The 25689-nt window shown below is 55.6% G+C and carries 23 protein-coding genes; 17 read left to right on the forward strand and 6 right to left on the reverse strand.

Going from position 1 to position 25689, the window contains the following annotated elements:
* Positions 1-10: 10 nt before the first annotated feature.
* A complete protein-coding gene (locus AC6I6N_RS03500) occupies positions 11-1168 on the forward strand; it encodes an FAD-dependent monooxygenase (protein ID WP_346548589.1) in 1158 nt (385 codons plus the stop codon).
* Between the two features lie 71 nt (positions 1169-1239).
* The gene (locus AC6I6N_RS03505) at positions 1240-1695 is read left to right on the forward strand and encodes a MarR family winged helix-turn-helix transcriptional regulator (protein ID WP_094196673.1); all 456 of its coding nucleotides are present in this window, start codon (positions 1240-1242) and stop codon (positions 1693-1695) included.
* A gap of 8 nt (positions 1696-1703) precedes the next feature.
* On the opposite strand, the gene nudC is transcribed toward AC6I6N_RS03505, so the two are convergent.
* Positions 1704-2465 (reverse strand): NAD(+) diphosphatase, encoded by a 762-nt coding sequence (gene nudC, locus AC6I6N_RS03510; RefSeq protein ID WP_094196674.1) that lies wholly within the window; start codon positions 2463-2465, stop codon positions 1704-1706.
* Positions 2466-3072: 607 nt separating this feature from the next.
* Complete coding sequence (locus AC6I6N_RS03515) at positions 3073-4005, reverse strand: YicC/YloC family endoribonuclease (protein WP_094196675.1); 933 nt, start codon at positions 4003-4005, stop codon at positions 3073-3075.
* A gap of 146 nt (positions 4006-4151) precedes the next feature.
* Between AC6I6N_RS03515 and AC6I6N_RS03520 the strand changes: the two genes are divergently transcribed.
* The 7 genes from AC6I6N_RS03520 (at position 4152) to AC6I6N_RS03550 (ending at position 12970) form a co-directional block, all read left to right on the forward strand.
* Positions 4152-5270, forward strand: a complete 1119-nt coding sequence (locus tag AC6I6N_RS03520; RefSeq protein WP_321277788.1) for a metallophosphoesterase — start codon at positions 4152-4154, stop codon at positions 5268-5270.
* Positions 5260-7881 carry an AAA family ATPase gene (locus AC6I6N_RS03525; RefSeq protein ID WP_497943229.1) on the forward strand — a complete coding sequence of 874 codons (2622 nt, stop codon included), beginning with the start codon at positions 5260-5262 and terminating at the stop codon, positions 7879-7881. Before AC6I6N_RS03520 ends, AC6I6N_RS03525 begins: the two co-directional genes overlap by 11 nt.
* Positions 7882-7910: 29 nt before the next feature.
* The gene (gene rph, locus AC6I6N_RS03530; protein WP_108727480.1) at positions 7911-8648 is read left to right on the forward strand and encodes a ribonuclease PH; all 738 of its coding nucleotides are present in this window, start codon (positions 7911-7913) and stop codon (positions 8646-8648) included.
* A gap of 159 nt (positions 8649-8807) precedes the next feature.
* The gene (gene rdgB / locus AC6I6N_RS03535; protein WP_094196679.1) at positions 8808-9419 is read left to right on the forward strand and encodes an RdgB/HAM1 family non-canonical purine NTP pyrophosphatase; all 612 of its coding nucleotides are present in this window, start codon (positions 8808-8810) and stop codon (positions 9417-9419) included.
* A gap of 4 nt (positions 9420-9423) precedes the next feature.
* Entirely contained in the window at positions 9424-10638 is a 1215-nt protein-coding gene (hemW, locus tag AC6I6N_RS03540) for a radical SAM family heme chaperone HemW (protein WP_094196680.1), read from the forward strand.
* A gap of 226 nt (positions 10639-10864) precedes the next feature.
* Positions 10865-12277 (forward strand): type I glutamate--ammonia ligase, encoded by a 1413-nt coding sequence (gene glnA, locus AC6I6N_RS03545; protein WP_094196681.1) that lies wholly within the window; start codon positions 10865-10867, stop codon positions 12275-12277.
* A 231-nt stretch (positions 12278-12508) separates the two neighbouring features.
* Entirely contained in the window at positions 12509-12970 is a 462-nt protein-coding gene (locus AC6I6N_RS03550) for a GNAT family N-acetyltransferase (protein WP_094196682.1), read from the forward strand.
* Between the two features lie 228 nt (positions 12971-13198).
* Here AC6I6N_RS03550 and AC6I6N_RS03555 read toward each other — a convergent pair whose 3' ends face one another.
* A complete protein-coding gene (locus tag AC6I6N_RS03555; RefSeq protein ID WP_094196683.1) occupies positions 13199-14128 on the reverse strand; it encodes a LysR family transcriptional regulator in 930 nt (309 codons plus the stop codon).
* A gap of 101 nt (positions 14129-14229) precedes the next feature.
* On the opposite strand from AC6I6N_RS03555, the gene AC6I6N_RS03560 reads away from it, so the two are divergent.
* Both AC6I6N_RS03560 and AC6I6N_RS03565 read left to right on the forward strand, forming a co-directional pair.
* Positions 14230-15426, forward strand: a complete 1197-nt coding sequence (locus AC6I6N_RS03560) for an MFS transporter (RefSeq protein WP_094196684.1) — start codon at positions 14230-14232, stop codon at positions 15424-15426.
* 129 nt (positions 15427-15555) lie between these two features.
* On the forward strand, positions 15556-16317 hold the full coding sequence (locus AC6I6N_RS03565) for a MauE/DoxX family redox-associated membrane protein (RefSeq protein ID WP_199827891.1): 762 nt from the start codon (positions 15556-15558) through the stop codon (positions 16315-16317).
* Between the two features lie 67 nt (positions 16318-16384).
* On the opposite strand, the gene AC6I6N_RS03570 is transcribed toward AC6I6N_RS03565, so the two are convergent.
* The 3 genes from AC6I6N_RS03570 to AC6I6N_RS03580 form a co-directional block, all read right to left on the reverse strand.
* Positions 16385-17173: an ABC transporter ATP-binding protein gene (locus AC6I6N_RS03570; protein ID WP_094196685.1), complete on the reverse strand. Its 789-nt coding sequence runs from the start codon at positions 17171-17173 to the stop codon at positions 16385-16387.
* Positions 17170-18834, reverse strand: a complete 1665-nt coding sequence (locus tag AC6I6N_RS03575) for an ABC transporter permease (RefSeq protein WP_094196686.1) — start codon at positions 18832-18834, stop codon at positions 17170-17172. The genes AC6I6N_RS03570 and AC6I6N_RS03575 overlap by 4 nt, the downstream gene beginning before the upstream one ends.
* 94 nt (positions 18835-18928) lie before the next feature.
* Positions 18929-19972, reverse strand: coding sequence for a Fe(3+) ABC transporter substrate-binding protein (locus AC6I6N_RS03580; RefSeq protein ID WP_094196687.1), 1044 nt, complete (start codon positions 19970-19972; stop codon positions 18929-18931).
* Between AC6I6N_RS03580 and AC6I6N_RS03585 the strand changes: the two genes are divergently transcribed.
* The 6 genes from AC6I6N_RS03585 (at position 19971) to AC6I6N_RS03610 (ending at position 25554) form a co-directional block, all read left to right on the forward strand.
* Positions 19971-20246 (forward strand): hypothetical protein, encoded by a 276-nt coding sequence (locus AC6I6N_RS03585; RefSeq protein WP_159063921.1) that lies wholly within the window; start codon positions 19971-19973, stop codon positions 20244-20246. The two genes, AC6I6N_RS03580 and AC6I6N_RS03585, sit on opposite strands and share 2 nt — an antisense overlap.
* A gap of 35 nt (positions 20247-20281) precedes the next feature.
* Entirely contained in the window at positions 20282-21058 is a 777-nt protein-coding gene (locus AC6I6N_RS03590) for a ferredoxin--NADP reductase (protein ID WP_094196688.1), read from the forward strand.
* A gap of 73 nt (positions 21059-21131) precedes the next feature.
* Positions 21132-21518, forward strand: coding sequence for a Rid family detoxifying hydrolase (locus AC6I6N_RS03595; RefSeq protein WP_042480596.1), 387 nt, complete (start codon positions 21132-21134; stop codon positions 21516-21518).
* 12 nt (positions 21519-21530) lie between these two features.
* The gene (gene recG / locus AC6I6N_RS03600) at positions 21531-23612 is read left to right on the forward strand and encodes an ATP-dependent DNA helicase RecG (RefSeq protein ID WP_497943230.1); all 2082 of its coding nucleotides are present in this window, start codon (positions 21531-21533) and stop codon (positions 23610-23612) included.
* Between the two features lie 161 nt (positions 23613-23773).
* Positions 23774-24739, forward strand: a complete 966-nt coding sequence (locus AC6I6N_RS03605) for a LysR substrate-binding domain-containing protein (RefSeq protein ID WP_094196690.1) — start codon at positions 23774-23776, stop codon at positions 24737-24739.
* Between the two features lie 347 nt (positions 24740-25086).
* Positions 25087-25554, forward strand: a complete 468-nt coding sequence (locus AC6I6N_RS03610) for a Dps family protein (protein WP_094198343.1) — start codon at positions 25087-25089, stop codon at positions 25552-25554.
* The last annotated feature ends 135 nt before the right edge of the window (positions 25555-25689 follow it).

Raw genomic sequence — 25689 nt, forward strand, 5'->3', positions numbered from 1 at the left:
GGAAACCAGCATGTCCGATAAAAAACGAAGTGCCTTGGTCGCAGGCGGTGGCCTGGGTGGCTTGGCAAGCGCTGCCGCTTTGGCTCAGCGTGGCTGGGATGTCACCGTGCTGGAGCGCCAGTCTGAATTGCGCGCCAATGGCTCCGGTATTTATATCTGGGAAAATGGCCTGCGCGTTTTGAAGGCCTTAGGGGCCTACGAGCAAGCCATTGAAGGTGCCTTTTACGGTAGCCATTTTGAACAGCGTGACCTGAATAACGAAGTCATCGATTGCGGCCCCACACCGGCCGATCGTCGGCTGATTACCGTCATGCGCTCGCAACTGCTGAAATCCCTGGAGCAAGCAGGCAAGCGCGCCGGCGTGAAGGTTCGCACGAATGTAGAAGTCATCGCCGCTAACGCACGCGGGGAAGTTCAATTGGCCTCGGGCGAGCGCTTGCGTGCTGATCTGGTGATAGGCGCCGATGGCATCTGGTCACGTATCCGCCAGGCTCTGGGGCTGGAGCTGGTACACGAGCAAACTCGCGAAGGGGCCTTACGCACCATGATCGAGCGCAGGCCGGGCGACACCCAAGAGCAAGATGCTCAAAAATACATCGAGAACTGGAACGGCCTGCATCGTCTGTTGATTACGCCAGTCAGTGAAACCCAAACCTATCTGGCCCTGACTTGTCCACACGACGATGTGCGCGCCAGCAATACCCAGATCGACAAGGAATACTGGTCCGCTTTGTTCCCGCATTGGGCACACCTGATTGCGCGTGCCGATGGCCCAGTCAGTTGGGGTCGTTACAGTGTGACACGCTGCAAAACCTGGTCCAGCGGCCGTACGGCGATTTTAGGTGACGCCGCTCATGCTCAACCTCCGAATCTGGGGCAGGGCGGGGGCATGGCCATGCAAAATGGTCTGGCTCTGGCCACCTTCCTGGAAAAGGTGCAGGATGTGCGCGATATACCCGACGCCTTGGAGGCCTGGGAGAACAATGAGCGCGAGATTGTTGAGCACTGCCAGAAGTGGTCCTGTTTATATGGCGAGATCAGTGCCTTGCCCGATGCCGTGCGTACGCAAGTTGTGCGTTCTGCCATGTCCAATCCCTGGAGCTACGCGCAGATTTTCCGCGCTGCCAGTCATACGCCGACGGGCACTGTCCAAGCAGAGCGCCGCTAGTATACTGACGGTCCGCTTGTCGCTCCGGTTTCATGGGGCGTCAAGCGCAGGACTGACTCCTCCAAGGCACCATGAGCAAAACTTCCGTTTCCATCCCTGATAGCTGTGTAGAAACCAATCTGGCCTTCCAGATGGCAAGCATTATCTACAAGTTGGACCAAACGCTAAGATCGACCACCTTGCGTGAGCACAATATGACTTATGTGCATTTTCGGGTCTTGCAATATCTGTGGGATGAAGACGGGCGCAGCATCGGTGAAATTGCCAAGGCCATTGTCGTGCATCAACCGGTCTTGAGCCGGGTAATTGATCAAATGCAAGAGCGTGAATTGGTTCAGCGTCGCGCAGACGAAAACGACAGTCGCTATATGCGTGTGTACCTGAGCGAAACGGGCCGCGAACGCTATGCGCAAGTCTGGCCCGCCGCCAAGGCAATGATTGATAACGCCCTGTCCGTGCTCAGTCCTGATGAGCGCGAAGACTTTGGCCGCATGCTGCGCCATGTTGCCGCGCATCTGGCGACCTGAGGCAAGGGTTAACGCTGGGCCTGGCCCGGTAGATTGGCCCGAATCAAACGACCCGCAATGGAATCGGTATGGGGCAGATCCGGCAAGGCATCACCCGGGCCAAACCAGCGCGCGTCATTGATCTCGTCAGCCTGGATACGCAAATCACCGCCCGCATATTCGGCGGTATAAGCCACCATCAAAGAATGTGGAAAAGGCCAGGACTGACTGCCGAAATACTGGATACGGTCCACGCGCAGTCCCACCTCCTCCATCACCTCGCGGTGAATGGCTTCTTCCAGATTCTCACCAGCTTCCACGAAACCGGCCAAAGCGGTGTAACGCGCCGTGGCATACGTAGAGTGGCAGGCCAACAAGATACGGTCCTTGTCGCGGATCAGCACCATCATGGCCGGGGAGATTCGGGGGTAGGCCGAGAAGCCACAGGAAGTGCAGCGAAAACACAGCTCATGCTTGACGCGTTCCATGGCGGAGCCGCACACCCCACAGTAACGATGACTACGTGCCCATTCTGAGACTTGAAAAGCCCGGTTCACCAGACTGGCTTGATCGCCCAACTGCGAGAGCACGCCGCGCAAGGGACGAAAGATAAAGCCATCTGGAGCCGGGGTCTGGACGGCGACGTGGCAGGCAAAATCCTGACAATCCTCGCCCGGAAAAAGAGCATGCCATTGCGCCGGAGCTAAATCCAGAGCGGGTTTGGCGGGAATCAAGGCTTGCCCTTCCTGGCTGCTGACCAATATTTCATTTCCACGAAAAATGAAATTCATGTGTTTCCTGTCCTTTAATAAGCCGCCTAAGTGCAGCGCAACGCTGGCTATTGTACGGGAAGGCCAAAGGTGAAAAAAGGCGGAAAAAATACAGCAGGCCAAGCAAGGTATCAAGGTCAGGGACAGAGAAAACGGCTGTTTTAAAACCAGAAACACAGTTGTCAAAGAGATGACGTTTGTCATGACTTTATTTGCCATACCCCAGGACAAAACGTGCAAGCCAACTAATTAGCAGGCAGATAATTAAGCGCGTATTTATTTAAACTTAATGACTTGTTTTTAAATTTTTAAAAGTGAATTCATTGTTTATAAAAATCATTTCTTATTTTTGTTTTATTTTTTTATTTTAAAAATTGCTGTTTTATTTTTATATATTAAGGTGACTTATAAAGTGTTGATGTTTTTTACTCATTCAACCAGACCACTTTTAAAAAAATGCTACCGGGAGTTTGGCGATCATCCGGAAAGGCCCACAAAAAAACCGCCAGATCTGAACCAGACGGTTTTCTGAAAAAAACCGCATAAACCTTGGGGGTTAATGCGGTTTAAGCAGACAGCACCTGCAAAAAAAACTGTGGGAAGGGAAAAAAAAGAGGCTGACTTGGTTTTACTCGATGTTTTGGGTTTGTTCGCGCAGTTGCTCAATACACAGCTTCAGGTCGATAGAGGCACGTGTCACATCCATGCTGCCAGCCTTGGAGCCCAAGGTATTGGCCTCACGGTTCATCTCCTGGAACAAGAAGTCCAAACGCTTACCGGTGCTGCCTTGGCGGGTACTTTTCTTGTTGGACGCCACACTGGTATCGCCGTTCAGAATCAGCTCCAGCTCGGTCAAATGCGAACGCAGGCGGGCGATTTCCTCGGCCACATCAATACGCAGAGAGAAGACAGCCGCTTCCTGGGCAACGCGGGCAGACAGCTCTTGGCCCGAAATCAAGGCAAAGCCGTCTGGGCTGGCTTGCAGCAAGGCGTCATGCAGGCGAGTAGCAATCTTGTTCTTTTGCTCTGTCAGGATTGCGGGCAGGTGCTGTTCGACCTCGTCCACAATGGCGCTTATGTCTTGACGAATAGCCAGCATAGCTTGTGCCAGACGCTGGCCTTCACGTTCTCGGGTGGCCTGAAAATCCAGCAAGGCAGCCTCAAACGCCTCACTGACCATGGGTAGCCAGACTTGCGGGTCCATGCCCGAATTATTGCCGCTTTGATTGCTCAACAAGGTATGCAACTCGGGCGCAGGCAGGTCCGGAATGGCAACACGTGCTACTTGCAGCATCTGCGCCGTGCGCTCGACCGCTTCCATGTCCAGGTTTCGTTGCTGATCCGTGCCACTACGGGCAAAGTTGACCCGCAATTCCAGCTTGCCGCGCTGCACGCCCTTTGCAGCCAGCTCACGCAGCAGATTCTCTGCAAAACGCAGCTCTTCGGGCAGACGCAGATTCAGGTCCAGAAAGCGGTTATTAACGCTGCGCATCTCGATATTGAGGGTGCCTGCTTCGGACTCGGCCTTGGCACTGCCAAACGCGGTCATGCTACGGATCATGGGTGGGTCGCTTTAAGAATGGAATAAAGCCGCCAATTGTACTCTCAGGTCCCGGCTTTGGCCGCTCCTCTCGCTGCTACAAAGCTCTATACTTTAGGCATTCAAGGCCTGTGAGGGCCAATTTTTTTTCATCACGAAGGGCAGTCATGCTACGAATCCTGCATACAGCCGATTGGCAAATAGGTCGCCAGTACTCGCGTTTTGAGCTGGAGGACGCAGCCGCCCTGGCCGAGGCGCGTTTCAAGGCCATCGAGAAGCTGGCCGCACTGGCGACGGAACATCAGGCTGATCTGCTGGTAGTCGCAGGCGACGTCTTTGACTCGCAAACCCTGAGCGATCGCAATCTACGCCGCAGCTTCAATGCCATGGCGGGATTCACCGGCCCCTGGCTACTCCTGCCCGGTAACCATGACGCTGCCTTGAGCGAAAGCGTCTGGACGCGCGCGCGCCGCTTGAACTGCATTCCCAACTACGTGCATGTGCTTGATAAACCAGAGACGTTTCTGCTGGAGAGCCTGAAACTTGCGGTCTTGCCAGCACCGTTGACACAACGCCAGACTTACCAGGACTTGAGCGAGTGGTTCGATCGGGCTGAAAGCCCAGCAGGCTACTGGCGTCTGGGTTTGGCGCACGGCAGCGTCAGCGGGGTGCTGGAACACCTGGACAGCCACAATCTCATTGATCAAAACCGCGTACAACGAGCCAATCTGGACTATCTGGCGCTGGGCGATTGGCATGGCACCGTTAAAGTCAACGATCGCTGTTACTACAGCGGCACCCCCGAGCCAGACCGCTTTCGGGATAATGACGCCGGCCAAGCCTTGCTGGTCGATATCAGCGAACCCGGCGCAACACCTGCGGTTCAAGCCTTGCCGGTTGCCCAGCACCCTTGGCGTAGCATTCAGCAGCATTTGAATGACGACACGGACCTGGATCTGCTAGAGCGGGAACTTAGTGCGTTGACCGATCAAAGCGTGGTGGAGCTGGAACTATCTGGCCAACTAAGCCTAAGCGGTTTTGAGCGTCTGGAGAGCATTCTGGGGCAGGCCCAGGCCCGTTGTCGCGCCTGGGATTGCCAGCGCGATGCCTTGCGTCTGGCCCCGTCCGAGGAAGATCTGAACGCCTTACAAGCCGATGGCTATCTGCAGGCGGCATTGAAACAATTGCAGGAGCTGCGTCACGGCAATCAACAGCAAGCCGCCGAAGATGCCTTGTTGATTCTGGCCGGTTTGCTGCGCGATAAGGAAGGCGGTCATGCACATTAAGTCCCTGCGCGTCGAGCAATTCAAGCGCTTTCGTCAGCCCGTCTCACTGGACAAGCTGGAGCCGGGCCTGAATATCATCAGCGCCCCGAATGAGGCCGGTAAAAGCACCTTGGCTGAAGCCCTGCGCACGGTGTTTTTCGAGCGCTATGGCACGGGCAGCCTGACAAAAATCCTGCCTTGGGGCGACTCCTCGGCCGCGCCAGAAATCGAGTTGAATTTCAGCCTGAACGGCCAGGACATGCGCCTGAGCAAGCGTTTTCTGAAGCGCAAGCGCTGCGATCTGTACATAGGCAATCAGCATTTGGACAATGATGAAGCCGAGCAGTACCTGGCCCAGCAAATGGGCTTTGAGTACGCCGCCAAAGGCAGCAGCCAGGCCCGTAACTGGGGTGTGCCGGGCCTGTTGTGGATCGAGCAAGGGCAGGGGCAGGATCTGCGCAGCTCGGTCGAACACGCCAGCGGCACCTTACAGCAGGCTTTAGGTAGTGAAATCGCCGATCTGACCAGTGCCGACGGGGATTATCTGATCGAACAGGCCCAGCAACAGTTGGACCAATATGTGACCCAGGCTCAAGGACAGCCGCGTGGCGTCTGGTTGGCAGCGCAGAAAGAGGCCAAGGAGCTGGAAGAGCAGTTACAAAGCCAGCAGTCCGCCTTGCAACAGTATCAACAGTGGGTGAACGAACTGGCGCAGGCCCGCAAGCAAATTGCCCTTGCCGAGACAAACCGCCCATGGGAACAACTGCGCGAACAAGCCAAACACGTGCAAGTTCAGCTGCGTCAAGCCCGCCAATTACAGGAGCGTGCCAAGGAAATACAACAGGCACTGACCATGCTGGCAGAGCGCGAAAAGCTCTATCAGCAAGCCGGGGAGCGCGATCAGGAATCGGCCAGCCAACGTAGCCAGCGCGCCGAACAGGTGAAATCCTTAGGCGCCAAGCTGGAGCAAGAGCAGGGCACGCTCAACACCCTCAGCCAGCGTCTGGAGCAGGCTCGCAGCCATGCAGACGCCAGCCGGCAGGAGCAGGAGCGCGCCCGTACCTGGCAACAATGGTTTCAAGCGCAGGCCAATTTTGAAGACACCCAGCAGCAATTGTTGCAGGTGCAAGGACAACTGGAGGAGTTGGGCAAGCTGGAAACCCAGCTGGCTCAATGCGGTGCCGCCTTGGTGCAGTTGAAAATAAGCGATGAGGCATTGGACCAAGTGCGCCAGCAGCATCAGCTTATCCAGCGCTTACAACACCAACTTGAGACGATTTCCACCGAAGTGCAGATCGAACTGCAAGACGGAGCCAACCTGCTATTGGATGGCGAGTCCATTCAAGGCCAACACCGCGCTCACCTGAGCACCAGCACCCTGATTGAGCTGCCCGGAATGGGCCAGCTACGCATCATTCCGGGTGGTCGCGATCTGGGTAAGGTGCAGCAACAATTGGCGCAAACCCGGCAAGAATACACACAGGCGCTTAGCCAACTGGGCGCGCAAAGCCTGGAAGAATTAGAGCGTCGCCGCGAGCAATATCGGGAACAAGAGCAGCAAGACCGATTGTTACGCAGCGCCATGAAAGCGCTTGCCCCGCAGGGTAAGGCGCATTTGCAGGGCCTGGTTCAGGCGGCTCAGCAGCGCGTAGCCCCGCAGCGCCCACAAGGCGAGGCGATTGAGGCCTCGGAACGGGACCGTATCGCCCAAGCAACGGTCCTGGCCGAGCAACAGTACCGTGCGCTGGAAAGCGATTGGCACGACGCCCGTGAAGCCGTCGCCCGCACCCAGGCCCACCTGGAGCAGGCACGCGCCGAAGCCAACAGCCTGGAGCAGCAATGGGCTGACCCGCAACGCCAGCAAGCCCAGCAGGAGCGCGAACAGCAATGGAGACAGTTGCGCCTGCAACGCGAACAACAATTGACCGATCAAAAGACGCTGGCCACCGAACTGGCCGCCTTGCCTGTCTCGGTTCTGGAGCAGGACCTGCAACGTCTGGAGCGCAGCGCCCTGCAGCAGGAGCAAAGCTATAACGAGGCCTGTCTGGCCGCCCAACTGGTGCAAACCAAGCTGGAAACTCACGGAGCACAAGGTCTGGAAGAGCAAATCGACCAGACCTTACTGCGTCTGCACGACTGCCAGCGTCGGTGCGCCACTTACGAGCGCCGTGTTGCAGCCTTGCGCCTGCTGCTGTCTGTGCTGCGCGAACAGCGCAACGCCTTGACCCAGCAATTACACGAACCTTTGCAAAAGCACATCAACCACTATCTGCGCCTGCTTTTGGGCAAGGCTCAGGTGGAGCTGGACGAGCATCTGGCCCCACGCTGGTTGCAACGCGACAGTGGGCAAGGGCTGGCGGACGATATCGACGGTTTGAGCTTTGGCGCACGCGAGCAAATTGGTCTGATTGCGCGCCTGGCCTATGCGGATCTATTGCAGCAAGCCGGACGTCCTACCTTGCTGATTCTGGATGACGTGCTGGTCCACAGCGACAACGATCGGCTAGGTGCCATGAAGCGCATTATTCACGATGCCGCCCAACGCCATCAGATCCTGCTTTTCACCTGTCAGGCCGATAAGTGGATGGACATGGGTGTGGCGCTACGGCCTGTCCCGCAAGGCGTACAATAAGCGTTTTGAATGTTATCCGGAGCCTAGCCTTGTCTGAAAACGCTACGATTGCACGCCCCTCGGGTCGATCTGCTGCACAATGCCGTCCTATCGAACTGGTGACCGGTTTTACCCGTCACGCCGAAGGCTCGGTACTGATCCGTCTGGGTGAAACCCATGTTTTGTGCAATGCCAGCGTGCTCGACAAAGTCCCCCCCTTTCTGAAAGGCAAGGAGCAGGGCTGGGTAACGGCAGAATACGGCATGCTGCCTCGCTCCACGCACACCCGCTCGGACCGTGAAGCCGCCCGTGGCAAGCAAAATGGCCGCACCCAGGAAATCCAACGTCTGATCGGCCGCAGCCTGCGCGCCGTCTTCGATCTGAAAGCCCTGGGCGAGCGCACCATTCACATTGACTGCGACGTTTTGCAAGCCGACGGCGGCACCCGCTGCGCCAGCATTACCGGTGCCTGGGTGGCTGCCAGTCTGGCCGTACGCGGTCTACAAGAGCAGGGCAAGCTACAAGCCTCGCCCATTCAGGATCAGTTGGCGGCCGTCTCGGTCGGTGTCTTCGAATCCAATCCCGTACTGGATCTGGACTATCTGGAAGACTCCGCCTGCGGCGTGGACATGAATATCGTCATGACAGGCAGCGGCAATCTGGTGGAAGTGCAGGGCACTGCCGAAGGCCAGACCTTTGCACGACCCACCTTGAACCGCTTGCTGGATCTGGCCGAGCAGGGCATTGCCGAACTGATGCAAGCCCAGAAACAAGCTTTGCAGGGCTGATTGTTATGAATTGGGTCTGTCCTGCCACCTGCGCCACACGGCTAGGCGGCGGGACAAACCTGCTATTGGGACGCCGTGCCGTTCCGCGCAGCATCCACTGCCTGGCACGGCGCCTTGCCATTTTTACTGAACAGGGCGCTTTGCCGCCTGCAGCGACTTATGAACACTGAATCCAAGCGTGTTGTCCTGGCCTCCAACAATGCCGGCAAGCTCAAGGAGTTTTCCGCCATCCTGGCCCAGGCCGGTATCAGCATGGTCCCGCAAGGCCAATTGGACATTCCTGAGGCCGAGGAACCCTTTGCTACTTTTATCGAGAATGCGCTGGCCAAGGCTCGCCATGCCAGCCAGTTAAGCGGCTTACCCGCCTTGGCCGACGACTCCGGCCTGTGTGTGCGCGCCCTGGACCAAGCTCCCGGCGTGTACTCCGCTCGTTTTGCCGCCCGCGAACTGGGTGGTGAAAAGTCCGATGCTGCCAATAACGCTTTGCTGGTCCAACGTCTGCAAGGACAACGCGACCGCCGCGCCTGTTATGTGGCCGTTCTGGTGTATGTGCGCCATGCCCAGGACCCACGGCCTATCGTGATTGAAGGCGTCTGGGAAGGGGAGATTCAGGATCAGCCCGTTGGCGAGAATGGCTTTGGCTACGATCCGCATTTTTACCTGCCTGAATTCAAGCAAACCGCGGCGCAGCTCTCGCCGGAAGTGAAGAACCAATACAGCCACCGGGCGCAAGCCATGCAAGCACTGCTGGCCCGTCTGGCCGCCGAGTAAAAACATGACTGTTTTTTCTCCCGAAGTGCGCATTCGGCCTGGCTCCGGCCCTGCCACTTTGCTTCCCAGTCTGCCTCCCTTGTCTGTGTACGTTCACGTGCCCTGGTGCGTGCGCAAATGCCCGTACTGTGACTTCAACTCACACGAAGCACCGGCTGAGCTACCCGAAAACGAGTATCTGGACGCCTTGCAAGCCGATCTGGAGCAAACCTTGCCACTGGTCTGGGGCAGACAGGTGATTTCCGTGTTTATCGGTGGCGGCACGCCCAGCCTGCTGTCGGCCCAGGCGCTGGACCGCATGTTGGCCTTGCTGCGTTCCCATCTGAACCTGCTGCCCGACGCAGAAATCACCCTGGAAGCCAATCCCGGTGCCTCGGAAGCCTCGCGCTTCATGGACTTTGCGCAAAGCGGTGTAAACCGGATTTCTTTGGGTATTCAGAGCTTTAACGATCAAGCCCTGAAGGCACTGGGTCGTATTCATGACAGCCAGCAAGCACGGCAGGCCATTGAAGCCGCCATGAAGGCTGTGGAGCGCGTCAATCTGGACATCATGTACGCCTTGCCGGGCCAGACCCCAACGCAATCCGAGCAGGACATTGTGCAAGCCATGTCGTATGAGACCGAGCATTTGTCGCTCTACCATTTGACGCTGGAACCCAATACCGTCTTTGCCAAATACCCGCCCGCCTTGCCCGATGACGACGATAGCGCCGCCATGCAGGACAGGTTGATCGAATTAACTGCCAGCCGTGGATGGAACCAGTACGAGATTTCAGCCTACAGCAAGCGGGGTGGCCATAGCCGCCACAATCTGAATTACTGGGAATTTGGCGACTATATCGGCATCGGCCCAGGGGCCCACGGCAAGCTGTCCTTTCACGACCGTATTATCCGTACGGCGACCACCCGCAGTCCGGCGCAGTGGATGCAGAACGCCATCAAGCGCGACGGTAGCCACTATGCGCATAACGCCCGCGTCATGCCCAAAGAGCTACCTTTCGAGTTCATGCTGAACGTGCTGCGTCTGAAAGAGGGTGTACCTGCCCAGTACTTCCAGGAGCGTACAGGCATACCACTTGCGCAGATCCTTCCCGTCATCAAGCGCAATATCGAGAAAGGTTTGCTGGCTGCCGACCCGGTTCGCGTTCGCACCACCGATTTAGGCTGGCGATTCTTAAATGATTTACAGGAATCATTCCTGCCAGATGAAGGCTCCTGACATTTAATTGTTTATTTAAGACATTTTTTATTGTGCATCCGCACAATTGCTCTACAATTAATTTCTGGTAAGTCCTATGCCATAACGAATTTATCGATGCCGGTCTGTTTGCATCAATTCAGCCCCGATTTTGATAAGCGTGTTGAAGACCTGCCTTAGTGGGTTACACAATGATCCGCGCCACTCCTCCTCACTTTTTGTTAACGTCATTGACGCTGGAGTAATCATGTCCTCCCCCGAAGATGTTCTGAAGATCATTGCCGAACGCGAAATCACGTTTGTCGATTTCCGCTTTACCGATACTCTGGGCCGCGAGCACCACTTGACCACCCCCGCACACGCGGTGGACGAGGATCGCTTTGAGTCTGGTGTCGCTTTTGACGGCTCTTCCTTGCCTGGCTGGAAAGGAATTGAAGCCTCGGACATGTTGCTCATCCCGGACGCCAAAACCGCCCGTATGGACCCGTTCCGTGAAGAGCCCACCTTGATTCTGACCTGCGATGTGGTCGAGCCTTCCGATTTGAAAGGCTACGACCGCGACCCTCGTTCGCTGGCCAAACGTGCTGAAGCCTATCTGCGCTCCAGTGGTTTGGGCGATACCGCGTACTTTGGTCCCGAGCCGGAATTCTTCGTGTTCGACGGTATTACCTGGAACGACGACATGTCGGGCAGCTTCGTGAAGATTCGTTCCGAAGAAGCCCCTTGGTCGCGCGGTCTGGAACTCAATGGCAACAACCTGGGGCACCGTCCTGGTGTCAAAGGCGGTTACGTTCCTGTTTCACCCACGGATTCGTTTGCCGACTTGCGCTCCGAAATGTGTTTGTTGCTGGAACAGCAGGGCGTTCCTGTTGAAATCCATCACCACGAAGTGGCGGCCCCCGGTCAACTGGAAATCGGCACTCGCTTCTCGACTCTGGTCGAGCGTGCTGACTGGAACCAGATCCTGAAATACACCGTCCACAACGTGGCGCATGTTTATGGCAAAACAGCCACTTTCATGCCCAAGCCTGTCGTTGGTGATAACGGCTCTGGCATGCACGTACACCAGTCTATCTGGAAAGACGGCCAGAACTTGTTTGCCGGTAACGAATACGCCGGTCTGTCCGAGTTCGCCTTGTTCTACATTGGCGGCATCATCAAGCACGCTCGTGCCCTGAACGCCATCACCAACCCTTCAACCAACTCCTACAAGCGTCTGGTTCCGCACTTTGAAGCCCCGGTCAAGCTGGCGTACTCCGCCCGTAACCGTTCGGCCTCGATCCGCATTCCTTACGTCAGCAACCCCAAGGCACGTCGTGTTGAAGCCCGCTTCCCCGATCCAATGGCCAACCCTTACCTGGCTTTCTCGGCCTTGATGATGGCCGGCCTGGACGGTGTGCAAAACAAGATTCACCCCGGCGATGCCGCCGACAAGAACTTGTACGATCTGCCACCCGAAGAGGATGCAAAAATCCCAACCGTTTGTGTGTCGCTGGAACAGGCTATCGAGTCCCTGGACAAAGATCGCGAATTCCTGACCCGTGGCGGTGTGTTCAGCAATGAAATGCTGGACGCCTACATTGAGCTGAAACAAGCCGAAATCACTCGTTTGCGCATGGTGCCGCATCCGGTTGAGTTCGACATGTACTACGGCCTGTAAGATGAAAGGCACTGGCTTTGGCCAGTACGAACAAAAAGAGCGGCTTTCGGGCCGCTCTTTTTATAGGCTTACCAACCGTCGTCGTGCCTATACGTAGCAATCCAGGAGCCAGACCTTCACGGTATGTTATTTCTCTGTAGCCGCAAGGACATTGCCGGCTTGCACCTGCAATTCATGCTTAGACAATCAACCAGACACAGTCTATAAATCACGATCGGTATGGAAGTAGAGATGGATTTGATTTTCCAATGGAAACGGCTGGACGATCTGTCCACGCGAGAAATGTACGCGATCATCCAGGCGCGCGAAGCCGTGTTTGTGGTCGAGCAACAGTGCGCCTACCAGGACGTGGACGGCCTGGATTTGCATTCCTGGCATTTGTCCGTGCTCAAAGCTAATGAGCTGGTTGCCTATGCCCGTGTCGTCGCGCCCGGTTTGAAATATGCCGAGCCTTCGATTGGCCGCGTCCTGACCTTGGCCCAGTTTCGCAGCCTGAAAATTGGCTATGCACTGGTGGCCGAAGCCATCCGCTTTACCGAAGCCCATTATCCTGGCGCAGGCATACGCATTGGCGCACAGGCGCATTTGCAAAAGTTCTACGGTTCTTTAGGGTTTGAACCTGTGGGCGAGGTCTACGACGAAGACGGCATTCCTCATATTGATATGCTCAAACCGAGTGTCCTTGCTCGATAGCCTCATTAAGTAGCGTGGCGATAGAAACGCAACGTTGCACGACGGTAACAACTGCCTCTGCCCGGTTTTGCTCCGTATAAAGCTCAGATCCTGGCTCTTGGCACGCCAGACATGACAAAGGCCGGAGAGAATCCTCAACCAGCCCCAAAAATTTGACTTGCAAGGACAAGTATCAAAGCATTCGATACCCGGCAACAAGCGATAAATAATAAGCGTCAGCCTCCAAATCTAGTTCGTGTCTAATCCAGGCAAAGTACCGCTCTCGCCTTGCTCCTTTAGATACTCAATCAAGGCCCGCGCCGAGTTCGACAGGTGCCGTCGATGCGTATAAGCCAGCACCAAACGCAAAGGAGCAGGCGACAAGGGTAGGGGGACTGGAACCAAACGTCCTTGAGCAATGTCGGTTTCACATCCTTGGCGTGCCAACATCGCAAAACCCAAACCTTTGACGGCACCAGCCCCAGCCAGCAAACCGCTATTGACGCGAAAACGGCTGGAAACATTCAGAACGTGAAAACGACCATCAGGCAAAACAAACTGCCAGGCCTGACCATCCAAGGCTGTATCGGTCGTAATGCAGGGTAAATGCTCCAATTCTTCCAGGCTGCTCGGCATGCCGTATTGCTCGATCAACGCAGGCGCAGCCACAACCTGGCAATCGAAAGAACATAGCGGCTGCACCACGAGACTGCTGTCTGGCAGAGCACCCCGGCACATCAACAAAGCCAGATCAAAATCCTGCATCAGCACGCCAGGGCCTTCCAAATTGGTCTGACAATGTAGCTCCAGATCAGGGTGCTGGGACGCGAAATCGGCCAGAGCACCGGCGAATAAAACCGGCCCCACCTCCGATGGAATACAAATTCTTAAGCGGCCTGACAAACGGGTACGTTGATCCAGCAAATCCTGCTCAGCCTGCCTCAAGGCTCCCCACCAAGGCTGGAGCGTGTCAAACAGGCCTTGGCCAACGCTGGTGAGACGCAGTTGCCGGGAACTGCGCTCCAGCAAACGCTGCCCAATCTGCCGCTCCAGTTGCGCTACATAGCGGCTGACATTCGAGGTTGGTAAATCCAAGGCCTGTGCTGCAGCGGTAAAACTACCGCTCTCAGCAACTTGTACAAAAACCCGCAAGGCATTTAGATTCAGTTGGGAACTCATGGATTATCCCGGTTTTGATAAATAAACATTCAAATTATAGAGACTGCATATCAAAACCGAGAGCAGTTAGGCTAAAGCCTTTCTTGTTGGTATCTATCACCATGTCTGATTCTGACGTATGTCACCCCCGGCTTTGTGCCCATGCTGTGTCGTTCATCCAGTTTGTTCATGCCCTGGAGTTTATGGCCTTAACGCCTTTGTTTGTCTGGATGGCAGTGGATTTTGATGTCCCTGCGACCTACGCCGGTTATGTCGCCTCCATCTACATGGGGGCTGCCGCCTTGTCTGGCATATTGGCGGCACGCTGGATGCATCGAGTGGCTTTAAAGCCCTTGTTGCTACTGGCCCTGGTTCTGTTGGCCGTGCTCACAGCCTGGGGCGCGAACAGTTCTGCATTTGGACTATTTCTGATACTGCGCCTGGGCGCCGGTTTGCTCGGCGGTTTTCTGATGAGTGCAGCCATGGCTTTGCTGCTGACTGACCTGAATGCCGAGCAACGGACCGACGCGATTGCGATTGTCGTCAGCGCATTTGCCCTGGTCAGCATTGTCGGAATGCCCGCCACCTTGCTCATCGCTGTGGAGCTGGGTTGGCGTATCGCCTTGCTGGTTCTGGCCGGACTTTGCTTGCTGGCTGCCGCGCTGGCCTATCGCTACCTGCCTTCACGCACTCCCACATCCGCCCAGCAAGTACCTCAACTGTGTTTGGGAAAAGAGGCGTGGCGCTGGTTATGCTTGCCGGCTGTTGCACAAGCAGGGTCACTGCTGCTCATCCCGGTTCTGATCCCTGTTTTAACCTTGTGCTACGGCTCTGAGCTCAAACACATGCCAGCGACGTTCATTCTGAGTGGCGTTGCGGCTTGGCTGGCCTCACGTCTGTCCGCCATAGCTATCAAGAAATGGGGGCAGGTCCGAACATCTGAGCTGGGCACACTGCTTCTGATCCTGTCCTTGATCATGCTGGCCTTGAAATGGGGCACAGCCCAAGGATTCATGATTCTGTTCATGGCAGGCAGCTACATCCGTCTTGTGTGTGCCAGCGCTTGCAGTGCGAGCTATCCCAATCACGTGCAGCGAGGTCGTTTCATGGCGCTACAAACTACAACGAACCATCTTGGCAGCTTTATTGCCTTGGCCCTTCCATCCACGATCTTGAATGGTCAGGACCTGTCTCTATCAGCGCTCTATACCTTGCTGTGTCTGATGGCACTTGTTGCTGTAGCCTTGCCTATTTTCCTGCGCAGCACTGTCGCCAGACTGAATCCCCATCACGATCAGACACAGGCGGTGGATCACTAACACGCCTAACGCTCTACATCTGCTTACTGATCCCCAAAAGCACCTGGTTTAGGGTGGCAGATTAACGCTTGCATAAGCGTCTAAGGGAGGTCAATTACCGAACGGCATCACGTCAAAGGAGAGTCGCATATGGCTACGCACACCGCCAAACGCGCCAAGCTTTACCGCATGGTGACGGCAGAACATATCTGCCCCTTCGGGCTGAAAGCACGCGCACTGCTCAAACGTAAAGGCTACGAAGTGGAAGATCACTGGCTTGAAAATCGGGAAGAGATCGATGCTTTCAAGGCCCAACATCACGTCCGCACCACACCGCAAACTTTTATCGATGCAAAGCGGATAGGGGGCTACGACGAACTGGTCGAGCACTTCGGCGGGACAGTCAAAGACAAGGATGCTGTCAGCTACACACCTGTAATCGCCTTATTGATGATGGCTGCCTTGATGGCTCTGGCCGTTTCCTGGGCGACCTTTGAGCAAATCGTGCGCCTTCAGACACTAGAGTGGTTTATTGCCATTGCCATGTGTTTGTTGGCCGTGCAAAAACTCAAAGATGTGGATGGCTTTGCCACCATGTTTCTTAACTACGACTTGCTCGCCCAGCGATGGGTGCGCTACGCCTACCTGTATCCCTTTGGCGAAGCCTTGGCAGGCGTGTTGATGTTGGCTGGTGCCATGATGTGGCTGTCGGTGCCCATTGCCTTAGTGATTGGCAGCATTGGGGCCTGGTCTGTGTTCAAGGCCGTTTATATCGACAAACGTGAACTGAAATGCGCCTGCGTAGGTGGCGACAGCAAGGTTCCTCTGGGCTTTGTATCCCTGACTGAAAACCTGATGATGGTTGCGATGGCGGTATGGATGATGATCAAGCCATTCTTGCTGGGCACGTAAACAACCGGCGCCTCATCGCCCCGCAGCAGAAAACGGCGTCTAGCGGGCTACGACGGTACTGTGGTTTTTACAGCTCCGCAGGTTCCCCACGCAAAAAGGCCTGGGCCCGCTGCGCCATGATGGCTTCACGGCGAACAAAATCCGCCACAAAGTCATTCACGGGGTGGTGGTGCAAGCTGTAAGGGGAATCCCACTGGACAATTTTGCCAGCCTGCATCACGCCAATACGATCAGCAATCGCAAACGCTTCAGCCTGATTATGGGTCACTAAAATCGCAGTCATACCTGCGCCTTTCAGAATGTCGCGCACCTCGAACGCAAGACGCTCGCGAGTATCTACATCCAGATTAGAAAAAGGTTCATCGAGCAATAGCAGGGAAGGCTTGGGGGCCAAGGCCCGTGCCAAAGCCACGCGCTGCTGCTGCCCCCCCGACAACTCATGCGGATAGCGCTGCGCCAAGCGGGCCAGATCCACCAGTTCCAGCATCTCCAGCACTCGGGCCTGACGCTGAGCTTTATCCCATTTACGCAGGCCAAAGGCCACGTTCTTTTCTACCGTCAAGTGAGGAAAAAGGGCGTAATCCTGGAACATCATGCCCACATGGCGATCTTCTGGTGGCACTTGATGAGAAACAGCCGACAAGACATGGCCATTTAACAGAATATGTCCGGCACGCAAAGGCTCGAAACCGGCAATGGCTCGCAAGACCGTGGTCTTGCCGCAGCCCGATGCACCTAGCAGACAGCCAATCTCCCCTTGGGGCAGGTGCAGGCTGAGCTGATCAACAACCGGTCGAAAGCCTTCAGACGTTTCATAAGACAGGGTAATTGCCTGCAAATCCAGAAAATCATTCATGATGCGCGTGGGCCAGAGGCCATCAATTGAGTACGTGCCAATAAAATAACGGGGATCAAACCAGCCAAAACAATGGCCAAGGCGGCAACGGCGCCTTCCTCGTAAGTCCCACGAGCCGCTTCCGCATACAGCCAGGTTGCCAATGTCTCGAAATTCATCGGGCGCAGCAACAAGGTAGCGGGTAGCTCCTTCATGGCATCAACAAAAATAAGCAGGGCAGCGGCGCCCATCGCGGGGCGCAGCAAGGGCAAATGTACGCGTTTTAACGTACCTGCCGGAGACTCCCCCAATAAACGGGAAGCCTGTTCCAGGGAAGCTGGAATACGAGCCAGTCCGGCTTCAATACCGCCAATCGAAATCGCCAGAAAGCGCAAGGTATAGGCCAAGACCAAAGCCAGGGTCGAGCCCATCAACAACAAACCTGTGGCGGAGACGCCAAACCAGGACATGATTTGATTGTAGAAAGAGTCAAACAGGACCAAGGGAGTCAACAGTCCAATTGCCAGTACAGTCCCTGGAATGGCGTAACCTAGGCTGCTGACACCGGCCAGAAAACGGGCCAGACGTGGTTTGCGTCCCGAACGTACCGCACGAGCTGCCCAGGCGACGACCAGACCGCAGGTCAAAGTCGCCACGGTTGCCAGCGCGGCGATATACAAGGTGTTCCAGGCACTGCTCAGTAATTGCGCCGACACGCCACCTGCCAAAGTCACATGCTTGATCGTCTCATTTAACAAATACAGGGACGGGGCAATAAAACCCACCAGCACAGGCGCCAACCCCAAAGCAATAGCGATACACGCTGCCGAGCCTTTCAGCCTGGTGGGTCGGATAGGTTCAGAGCGCTGATTACTGGAGTAAGCCTGGCGACGGCGACCATAGCGCTCGATGCTGATCAGCGCCGCAACCAGACAGAGCATGGAAACAGCAATTTGTGCCGCACCTGCCAAATCAGAACGTGTCACCCACGTGGTGTAGATGGACACCGTCAAGGTCTGTACGCCCAGGAACTCGGAAGCACCGATATCATTCAGCGTTTCCAGCAAGGCCAGACTGACGCCCACTGCGATGGCCGGTCGAGCCATGGGCAAAACAACACGGAAAAACACACTGCGGCCCGACTCCCCCATAATGCGTGCCGCCTCCAGCAAACTGGCCGATTGGGTGGCAAACATAGCCCGTGTACTTAGATAGACGTAGGGATAAAGTACCGAACCCAACAGGAAAATCGCACCACCCAAAGAGCGCAAATCCGGCAAACGAAACTCACGCGGGCTGCTATAGCCCAAAACATAACGAATGGCCGATTGAATCGGACCGATCGGATGTAACAAATCCAGGTAAGCAAAGGCCACGATATAGGTTGGCACCGCCAGAGGCAGCAATAATGCCCATTGCAAAATCCGCCGTCCGGGAAACTCGTAGGCGGTAATCAGCCAGGCGGATCCCACTCCCAAACAGCTCACTACTACCCCCACGCCCAACAGCAGCAGCAAGGTATTACTCATTGCATGGGGGAGAACAAACTGGAACAGGTGTGACCAGTGCTCGGTCGAGCCGCCTAAGGCGTGGGTCAGCAAAGTAATCACGGGCGCTGCCACAATCAGGGCAATCACAGCGGCAGCCAGGGACCAAAGGGGCAGACGACGAAAAAAAGGCATTATGAAAGGCTAGGTATTACAGGCGCTTAAATGCGCGACGACCGCCGCTCTGATTTCTCAAAGCTGGCGGTCGTAGAAAAAGAGTAGGGCGATTTTAATTGTCGAAGCCAACTTTATCCACCAACTCGCTGGCTTGCTTGCGGTGTTTGGCAATTTCAGTCAGAGGCAAAGGATCAATCGTCATGGGGCCGAAGCTGGCAACAACAGGATCCAGCTCAACGCCAGCGCGTACCGGGTATTCGTAATTGGCCTTGGCGTACAGGCTCTGGGCTTTTTCGGAAACCAGGTACTCCAGCAGTTTGACGGCATTGTCTTTATTAGGAGAATGCTTGGCCACGGCGGCACCGGAGATGTTCACGTGTGTGCCACCGCCTTTGGTATCGGCAAAAGTTGGGCGGACCACATTGATCGCTTCACCCCATTTGTAGGAGTCGCTACCGGGTTCAGCATTTTTCATGCGGCCCACGTAGTAAGCATTGGCGATACCGATATCACAAATGCCGCCCAGAATATCGCGGGCTACATCGCGGTCACCACCGGCTGCCTTGCGGCCCAGATTGTCTTTCACACCGCGCAGCCACTGCTCGGTTGCTGGTGCACCGTTATGGGCAATCATGGCAGCGACCAAAGCCGTGTTGTAAGGGTGCTGACCGGAACGGATACACACTTTGCCTTTCCATTTAGGATCGGCGAAATCCTCGTAGTGAATGCTTTTTACATCCACATCCTTGGCCACATACGCCACACGATCGCGCAGAGACAGGGAATACCACTGCTTATCTGCACCACGCAAATTGGCAGGAATTGCACTGTCCAAGGTGGCGGACTCAACAGGCTGGGTAACACCAGCCTCGACCAGATCGAGCAGATTACCAATATCTACCGTCATCAAAATATCAGCAGGGGATTTGTCGCCTTCGGTTTTCACGCGCTCGATCAAACCGTCTTTGACAAACACGGTATTGACCTTCACGCCCGTGTCCTTGCTGAAGGTTTCCAGCAGGGGAGTGATCAAGCCAGGTTCACGTGTGGTGTAGAGGTTGACTTCGCCAGAGGCAAAAGCGGCCATCGACATGGTGCCCATCGCGGACAGAAGCAAGGCTTGGGTCAGGGCACGACTACGAAGAGTAAAGCGCATGATCAACACTCCAAAAACAGACGGAAATAACGTTAGAACCGATACGAGGTCGGAAAATGTGAATGATTATCAAACGTATGCAGAAACTAGGCAAGAGCTATTTGACATACAAGCCCACTCACCAGCTAAAAATCGCCGTGTCATCCACGCCAAAGCAGAAAAAAGCAGATCCCAGAACTTAATGGTAAGTCCTGATTGCGATCAAATCGTATCGGTGAATGAGCATGGATTTACCGAGGGAACTCGGTACAATGGACAAATATTTGCTTACTGATCCGGGCGATATTGCCCCTTTAGACGATACCTACCATGGCAGCTTTCAATACCGAACAAGTGCTCAGCGTCCACCACTGGAATGACACCCTGTTCTCATTTACCACCACCCGCGACGCCGCCCTGCGTTTTCATAATGGGCACTTTGTAATGATCGGTCTGGAAGTTGATGGCAAGCCGCTGATGCGCGCTTACAGTATTGCCAGCGCCAACTACGAAGAAAACCTGGAGTTTCTCAGCATCAAGGTACAGGATGGCCCCTTGACCTCGCGCCTGCAGCACTTGAAGGAAGGCGATACCATTCTGGTCAGCCGCAAACCCGTTGGCACTCTGGTTATTGACGACCTGCGCGCAGGTCGCAATCTGTTCTTGTTTGGTACCGGCACCGGTCTGGCTCCCTTCATGAGCATCATCAAGGACCCCGACACCTACGAGCGTTTTGAAAAAGTCGTACTGGTTCACGGCGTACGTTTCGTCAGCGAATTGGCCTACTCCGATTTCATCCAGAACGAATTGCCACAGAACGAATACTTTGGCGAAGTGGTACGCGAAAAACTGCTGTATTACCCCACCGTTACCCGCGAAGCGTTTCGCAATACCGGCCGAATTACCGATCTGATCGAAACGGGCAAGCTGTGTGAAGACCTGGGCATTCCTCAACTGGATCCCGCTCAGGATCGCGCCATGCTGTGCGGTAGCCCAGCTATGTTGGCCGACATTAGCGCCATGCTCGATAAACGCGGTTTTGAAGTGTCGCCCGGTGTTGGTCAGCCCGGTGACTACGTAATTGAACGCGCCTTCGTGGAAAAATAATCCCGCCAAGATCTGTTAATTTTAGCTATAGGCGCTTAAACTCTGATAGTACAACACTCATCAGAGGTTTCTTATGACTAAGCAAGTTGTCTTCACCGATGCCGCTCCGGCAGCTGTAGGCCCATACTCTCAGGCCATTATCGCTTCGGGCGGCAAGACAGTATTCCTGTCTGGCCAAATCGGTCTGGAGCCTGCCACTGGCGAACTGGTATCTGAAAATTTTGAAGGTCAGGTACGCCAGGCATTTGCCAACCTGGAAGCTGTGGTCAAAGAAGCTGGTGCTAATCTGGGTGACATCGTCAAACTGACTTTGTTTTTGACCGATCTGTCCCGCTTTGCCAGCGCGAACGCCATCATGGCCGAACTGATTCCCCAGCCTTTCCCTGCACGCTCCACCATCGGTGTGGCCAGCCTGCCCAAAGGCGCTCAGTTCGAGGTCGAGGCTATCCTCAATTTCTAAAGACGTATTGCCATGACCGCAGGTCGGCCTGCGCCTCAGGCCAAACGGGCTGCGCCACGCAAAGCGCTCAGCCTGGATCAGAAGTTTGAAAAGCTCGGCCTACGAGAGCCTGCCGACTTCGTGGTCCATCTTCCTTTGCGCTACGAGGACGAGACTCAGGTTGAGCCTATCGCCCATCTTTACCCTGGCAAGATGGCGCAAATTGAAGGGCGTATCCTGAGTACAGACGTCCAGGCTCGTCCCCGTGCGCAGTTGCATGCACGTATTGCCGATGAAAGTGGCGAGCTGGCCTTGCGCTGGCTGCACTTTTACCCCAGCCAGCTCAAGCAGTTGCAAGGGGATTTGCCGCTGCGAGTGCGCGGCGAAGTGCGCCAGGGCTTTCATGGCCTGGAAATGGTGCATCCCAAAGTCACCAAAGCCGGTCAGCCCCTGGCCCGCGCCTTGACCCCTGTGTATCCCACGACTGATGGCTTGAGCCAAGTGCAGTTGCGCAAAGCCATTGCCGATGCGCTCAATAACGCAGACCTGCGCGACACGCTACCTGAAGCAGTGCGTAACGAATACGGTCTGATGCCTTTTAACGAGGCCATCCGGCTTTTGCATTACCCACCACCAGAGCTCAGCTACGACGATTTGTTCGAGCATGGCCATCCAGCCTGGAGCCGCATCAAATTTGATGAGTTGCTGGCTCAGCAACTATCCCTGGCGCAGGCCCGCGCTGCCCGTCAGGCTCAGCGCGCCAAGCCCATGCGTGCAGGCAATAGTGATCTGGCCAAAGCCTTGCTGGCTTCTTTGCCCTTCCAGCTAACGGCGGCTCAACAACGCTGTGTCAAGGAAATCAGTGCGGACATGAAACGCGCTTACCCGATGCACCGCTTGTTGCAGGGTGACGTGGGTAGCGGCAAAACCATTGTGTCAGCCATTGCCGCCGTGCAAGCGATTGCCAGCGGTTTTCAAGTGGCCCTGATGGCGCCCACTGAAATCTTGGCCGAGCAGCACTACCTGAAAATGCGCGCCTGGCTGGAGCCTTTGGGTGTAGAGCTGGCCTGGCTAAGCGGCAGTTTGGGCGTCAAGGCCAAACGTCTGGCTTATGAAGCCATCAGCTCCGGACAAGCCAGACTGGCCGTCGGCACTCAGGCTCTGATTCAGGACAATGTCCAGTTCCAGCAATTGGGCTTGGTGATTCTGGATGAGCAGCACCGCTTTGGTGTTGGCCAGCGCCTGGAACTGAACCGCAAAGGGGATGCGCAGGACAAGAAAGGGCAAGCCTACTTGCCGCATCAACTGAATATGAGTGCCACGCCCATCCCGCGTACCTTGGCCATGGCCTTCTTTGCCGATCTGGATGTCTCCGCCATTGACGAGCTGCCGCCGGGCCGCAGCCCCATTATTACGAAACTGGCCGCCGATAATCGCCGCGATGAAATCATGGCGCGCGTTCGGGCCGAAGTCGCCCAAGGCAGACAAGCCTATTGGGTCTGCCCCCTGGTTGAAGAAAGCGAAGCGCTGCAATTGCAAACCGCTGTAGACACCCATGTGGCTCTGGAACAAGCCTTAGCTCCCTTGCGAGTAGGCCTGATTCATGGCCGCTTGGCCTCCACGGAAAAAGCTGAGGTGATGGAGGCGTTTCGCAGCGGCAACCTGGACGTGCTGGTTGCGACCACCGTGATTGAAGTCGGTGTAGACGTGCCCAATGCTTCTTTAATGATCATTGAACATGCCGAGCGCTTTGGTCTGGCGCAACTGCACCAGTTGCGGGGTCGGGTAGGGCGGGGGCAGATTCAGTCTGTTTGCGTGTTGCTGTACCAAGCGCCACTTTCGGCTATTGCCCGCCTGCGTTTACGCGCCATGTATGAAACGACTGATGGTTTTGAAATTGCCCGACGCGACTTGGAACAACGCGGCCCGGGCGAGTTCATGGGCATGCGCCAATCCGGACAGGCAGGCTTGCGGTTTGCCAGTCTGGAGTCCGATGAAGACTTGATCGAGCAGGCCCAAACCTTGGCCAGCACCTTTCGCCGTGATTATCCAGACCACGCACACCACCATTTACAGCGTTGGATGAAGGGCCGAGAAGAATTACTCCGTAGTTGACCACGAGCCTGCATGCAAGCCTGACCATTTACGGCGTGCTTACGCGAGGCATGATGGATATGGCGCCGCAGGCGCCCCCCGTATTGGGGCGGAGAGGCTCTGGCTGTCAGGCCGGAGTTCTTCACCCAAGGTCTTAATGCTGTTTTGCACAAGGAATTGTCATGACATTGACCGAGCTGAAGTACATCGTTGCCGTAGCACGCGAGCGTCATTTCGGACGTGCTGCCGAAGCCTGCTTTGTGAGCCAACCAACCCTGTCGGTGGCCATCAAGAAGTTGGAAGACGAATTAGGCGTGGTCATCTTCGAGCGTGGCGGACCCGAAGTGGCTATTACTCCGATTGGGCTGCGTATTGTCACCCAGGCACAGAAAGTGCTGGAAGAGGGAGCCAATCTGCGGGAGATTGCCCGCCAAGGCCACGACCCCTTGGCAGGCCCCTTGCGTGTGGGCATTATTTACACCGTGGCACCGTATTTGCTGCCCAAACTCGTTCCCAAGCAGATCGAGCTGACCCCACAAATGCCACTTTTATTGCAAGAAAACTTTACCGTACGCCTGTTGGAACTGCTGCGCCAAGGGGAAATTGATTGCGCCATTGTGGCCCTGCCTTTGCCCGAAACCGGCCTGGTTATCCGCGAGCTGTACGACGAGCCTTTTGTGGTGGCCATGCCCCATGAACATGCCTGGGCCAAGCGCAAGGAAATCGATCCTGAACAACTGAAAGATCAGACCATGTTGCTGCTCGGTGCCGGCCATTGCTTTCGCGATCAGGTGCTGGATGTGTGTCCGGAACTGTCGCGCTTTTCAGCATCCAGTGAAGGTATACAGCGCACCTTTGAAGGCTCTTCACTGGAAACCATTCGACATATGGTTGCTACCGGCATCGGTCTGACGGTCCTGCCTGCAAGCTCCTTAAGTGCCCCAGGCCAAGCCAACGAGTTGCTCGCTTACGTTCCCTTCAAAAAGCCCATTCCAGATCGACGCATTGCCTTGGTTTGGCGCAAAAGTTTTCCACGTATTTCAGCCATTGATGCGTTGACCCGTGGGATCATGGAAAGTGGCTTAGGTGGGGTCAACTACTTAAAAGTCGAATACAACAGCAATTTCCCGTATCCTGAACTAGCGTAAGTCGCATCATTACTGCGTGTTATTCTGCTTCAGTACCTATTTAGCCCTCTGTTTAACAGGAGTCCACTATGGCAAAAGCCGTGAAAGCAGTGAGTAAAACCGCCAAGGCCAGCAAGGCCGAAGCAGCCCCAAACACTGATACCAAGGTTGCAGTTGCAGCTGAAACAAAGGCTGAATCAAAACCGGTAGCCGCCAAGAAAGTGACCGCTAAAAAGCCCGTCGCCAAAAAGCCTGCCACGACTGCCAAAGCGCCCGCGACAGCAACTAAACCTGCGGCGAAGCCGGCCTCTGCCCGCAAGCCTGTCGCTGCCAAACCCACCGCTCCTGCTGGAGCCGCCAGCAGCGCCCTGAAGATCGATATCGGTATTTCGACAGCAGACCGTGCTGCGGTAGTCAACGAGCTGTCCAAGGTACTGGCCGACTCCTACACCGTGTACCTGATGACGCATAACTTCCACTGGAACGTCACCGGCCCCATGTTCAAGACACTGCATGAGCTGTTCATGACGCAGTACACCGAACTGTGGCAAGCCCTGGATGATATCGCCGAGCGTATCCGTGCCCTGGGTCACTACGCCCCAGGTACTTACGCCGAATTCCAGAAACTGTCGTCCATCTCGCAGCCTACGTCCGTTCCAAACGCCACCACCATGATCGAACTGCTGGTCAAAGGTAACGAAGCCTTGGCTCGTACTGCTCGCGCCGCATTTAATCGTGCTGACTCTGCCGACGACCAGCCTACGGCTGACTTGTTGACCCAGCGCCTGGACGTACACGAGAAAAATGCATGGATGCTGCGTAGCCTGCTGCAGTAATTACCTGCTTATCGCCCTCAAATAGCGATAAAAAAAGGCCACCATACGGTGGCCTTTCCTATTCCCCTTATAGAAAACCCTGAATTCGCCCGCAAGGCAGGCATAAAGCCCTGTTATCGGTGTATGCTTTCCTGC

It is taken from the genome of Alcaligenes sp. LTN-3, assembly GCF_059735605.1.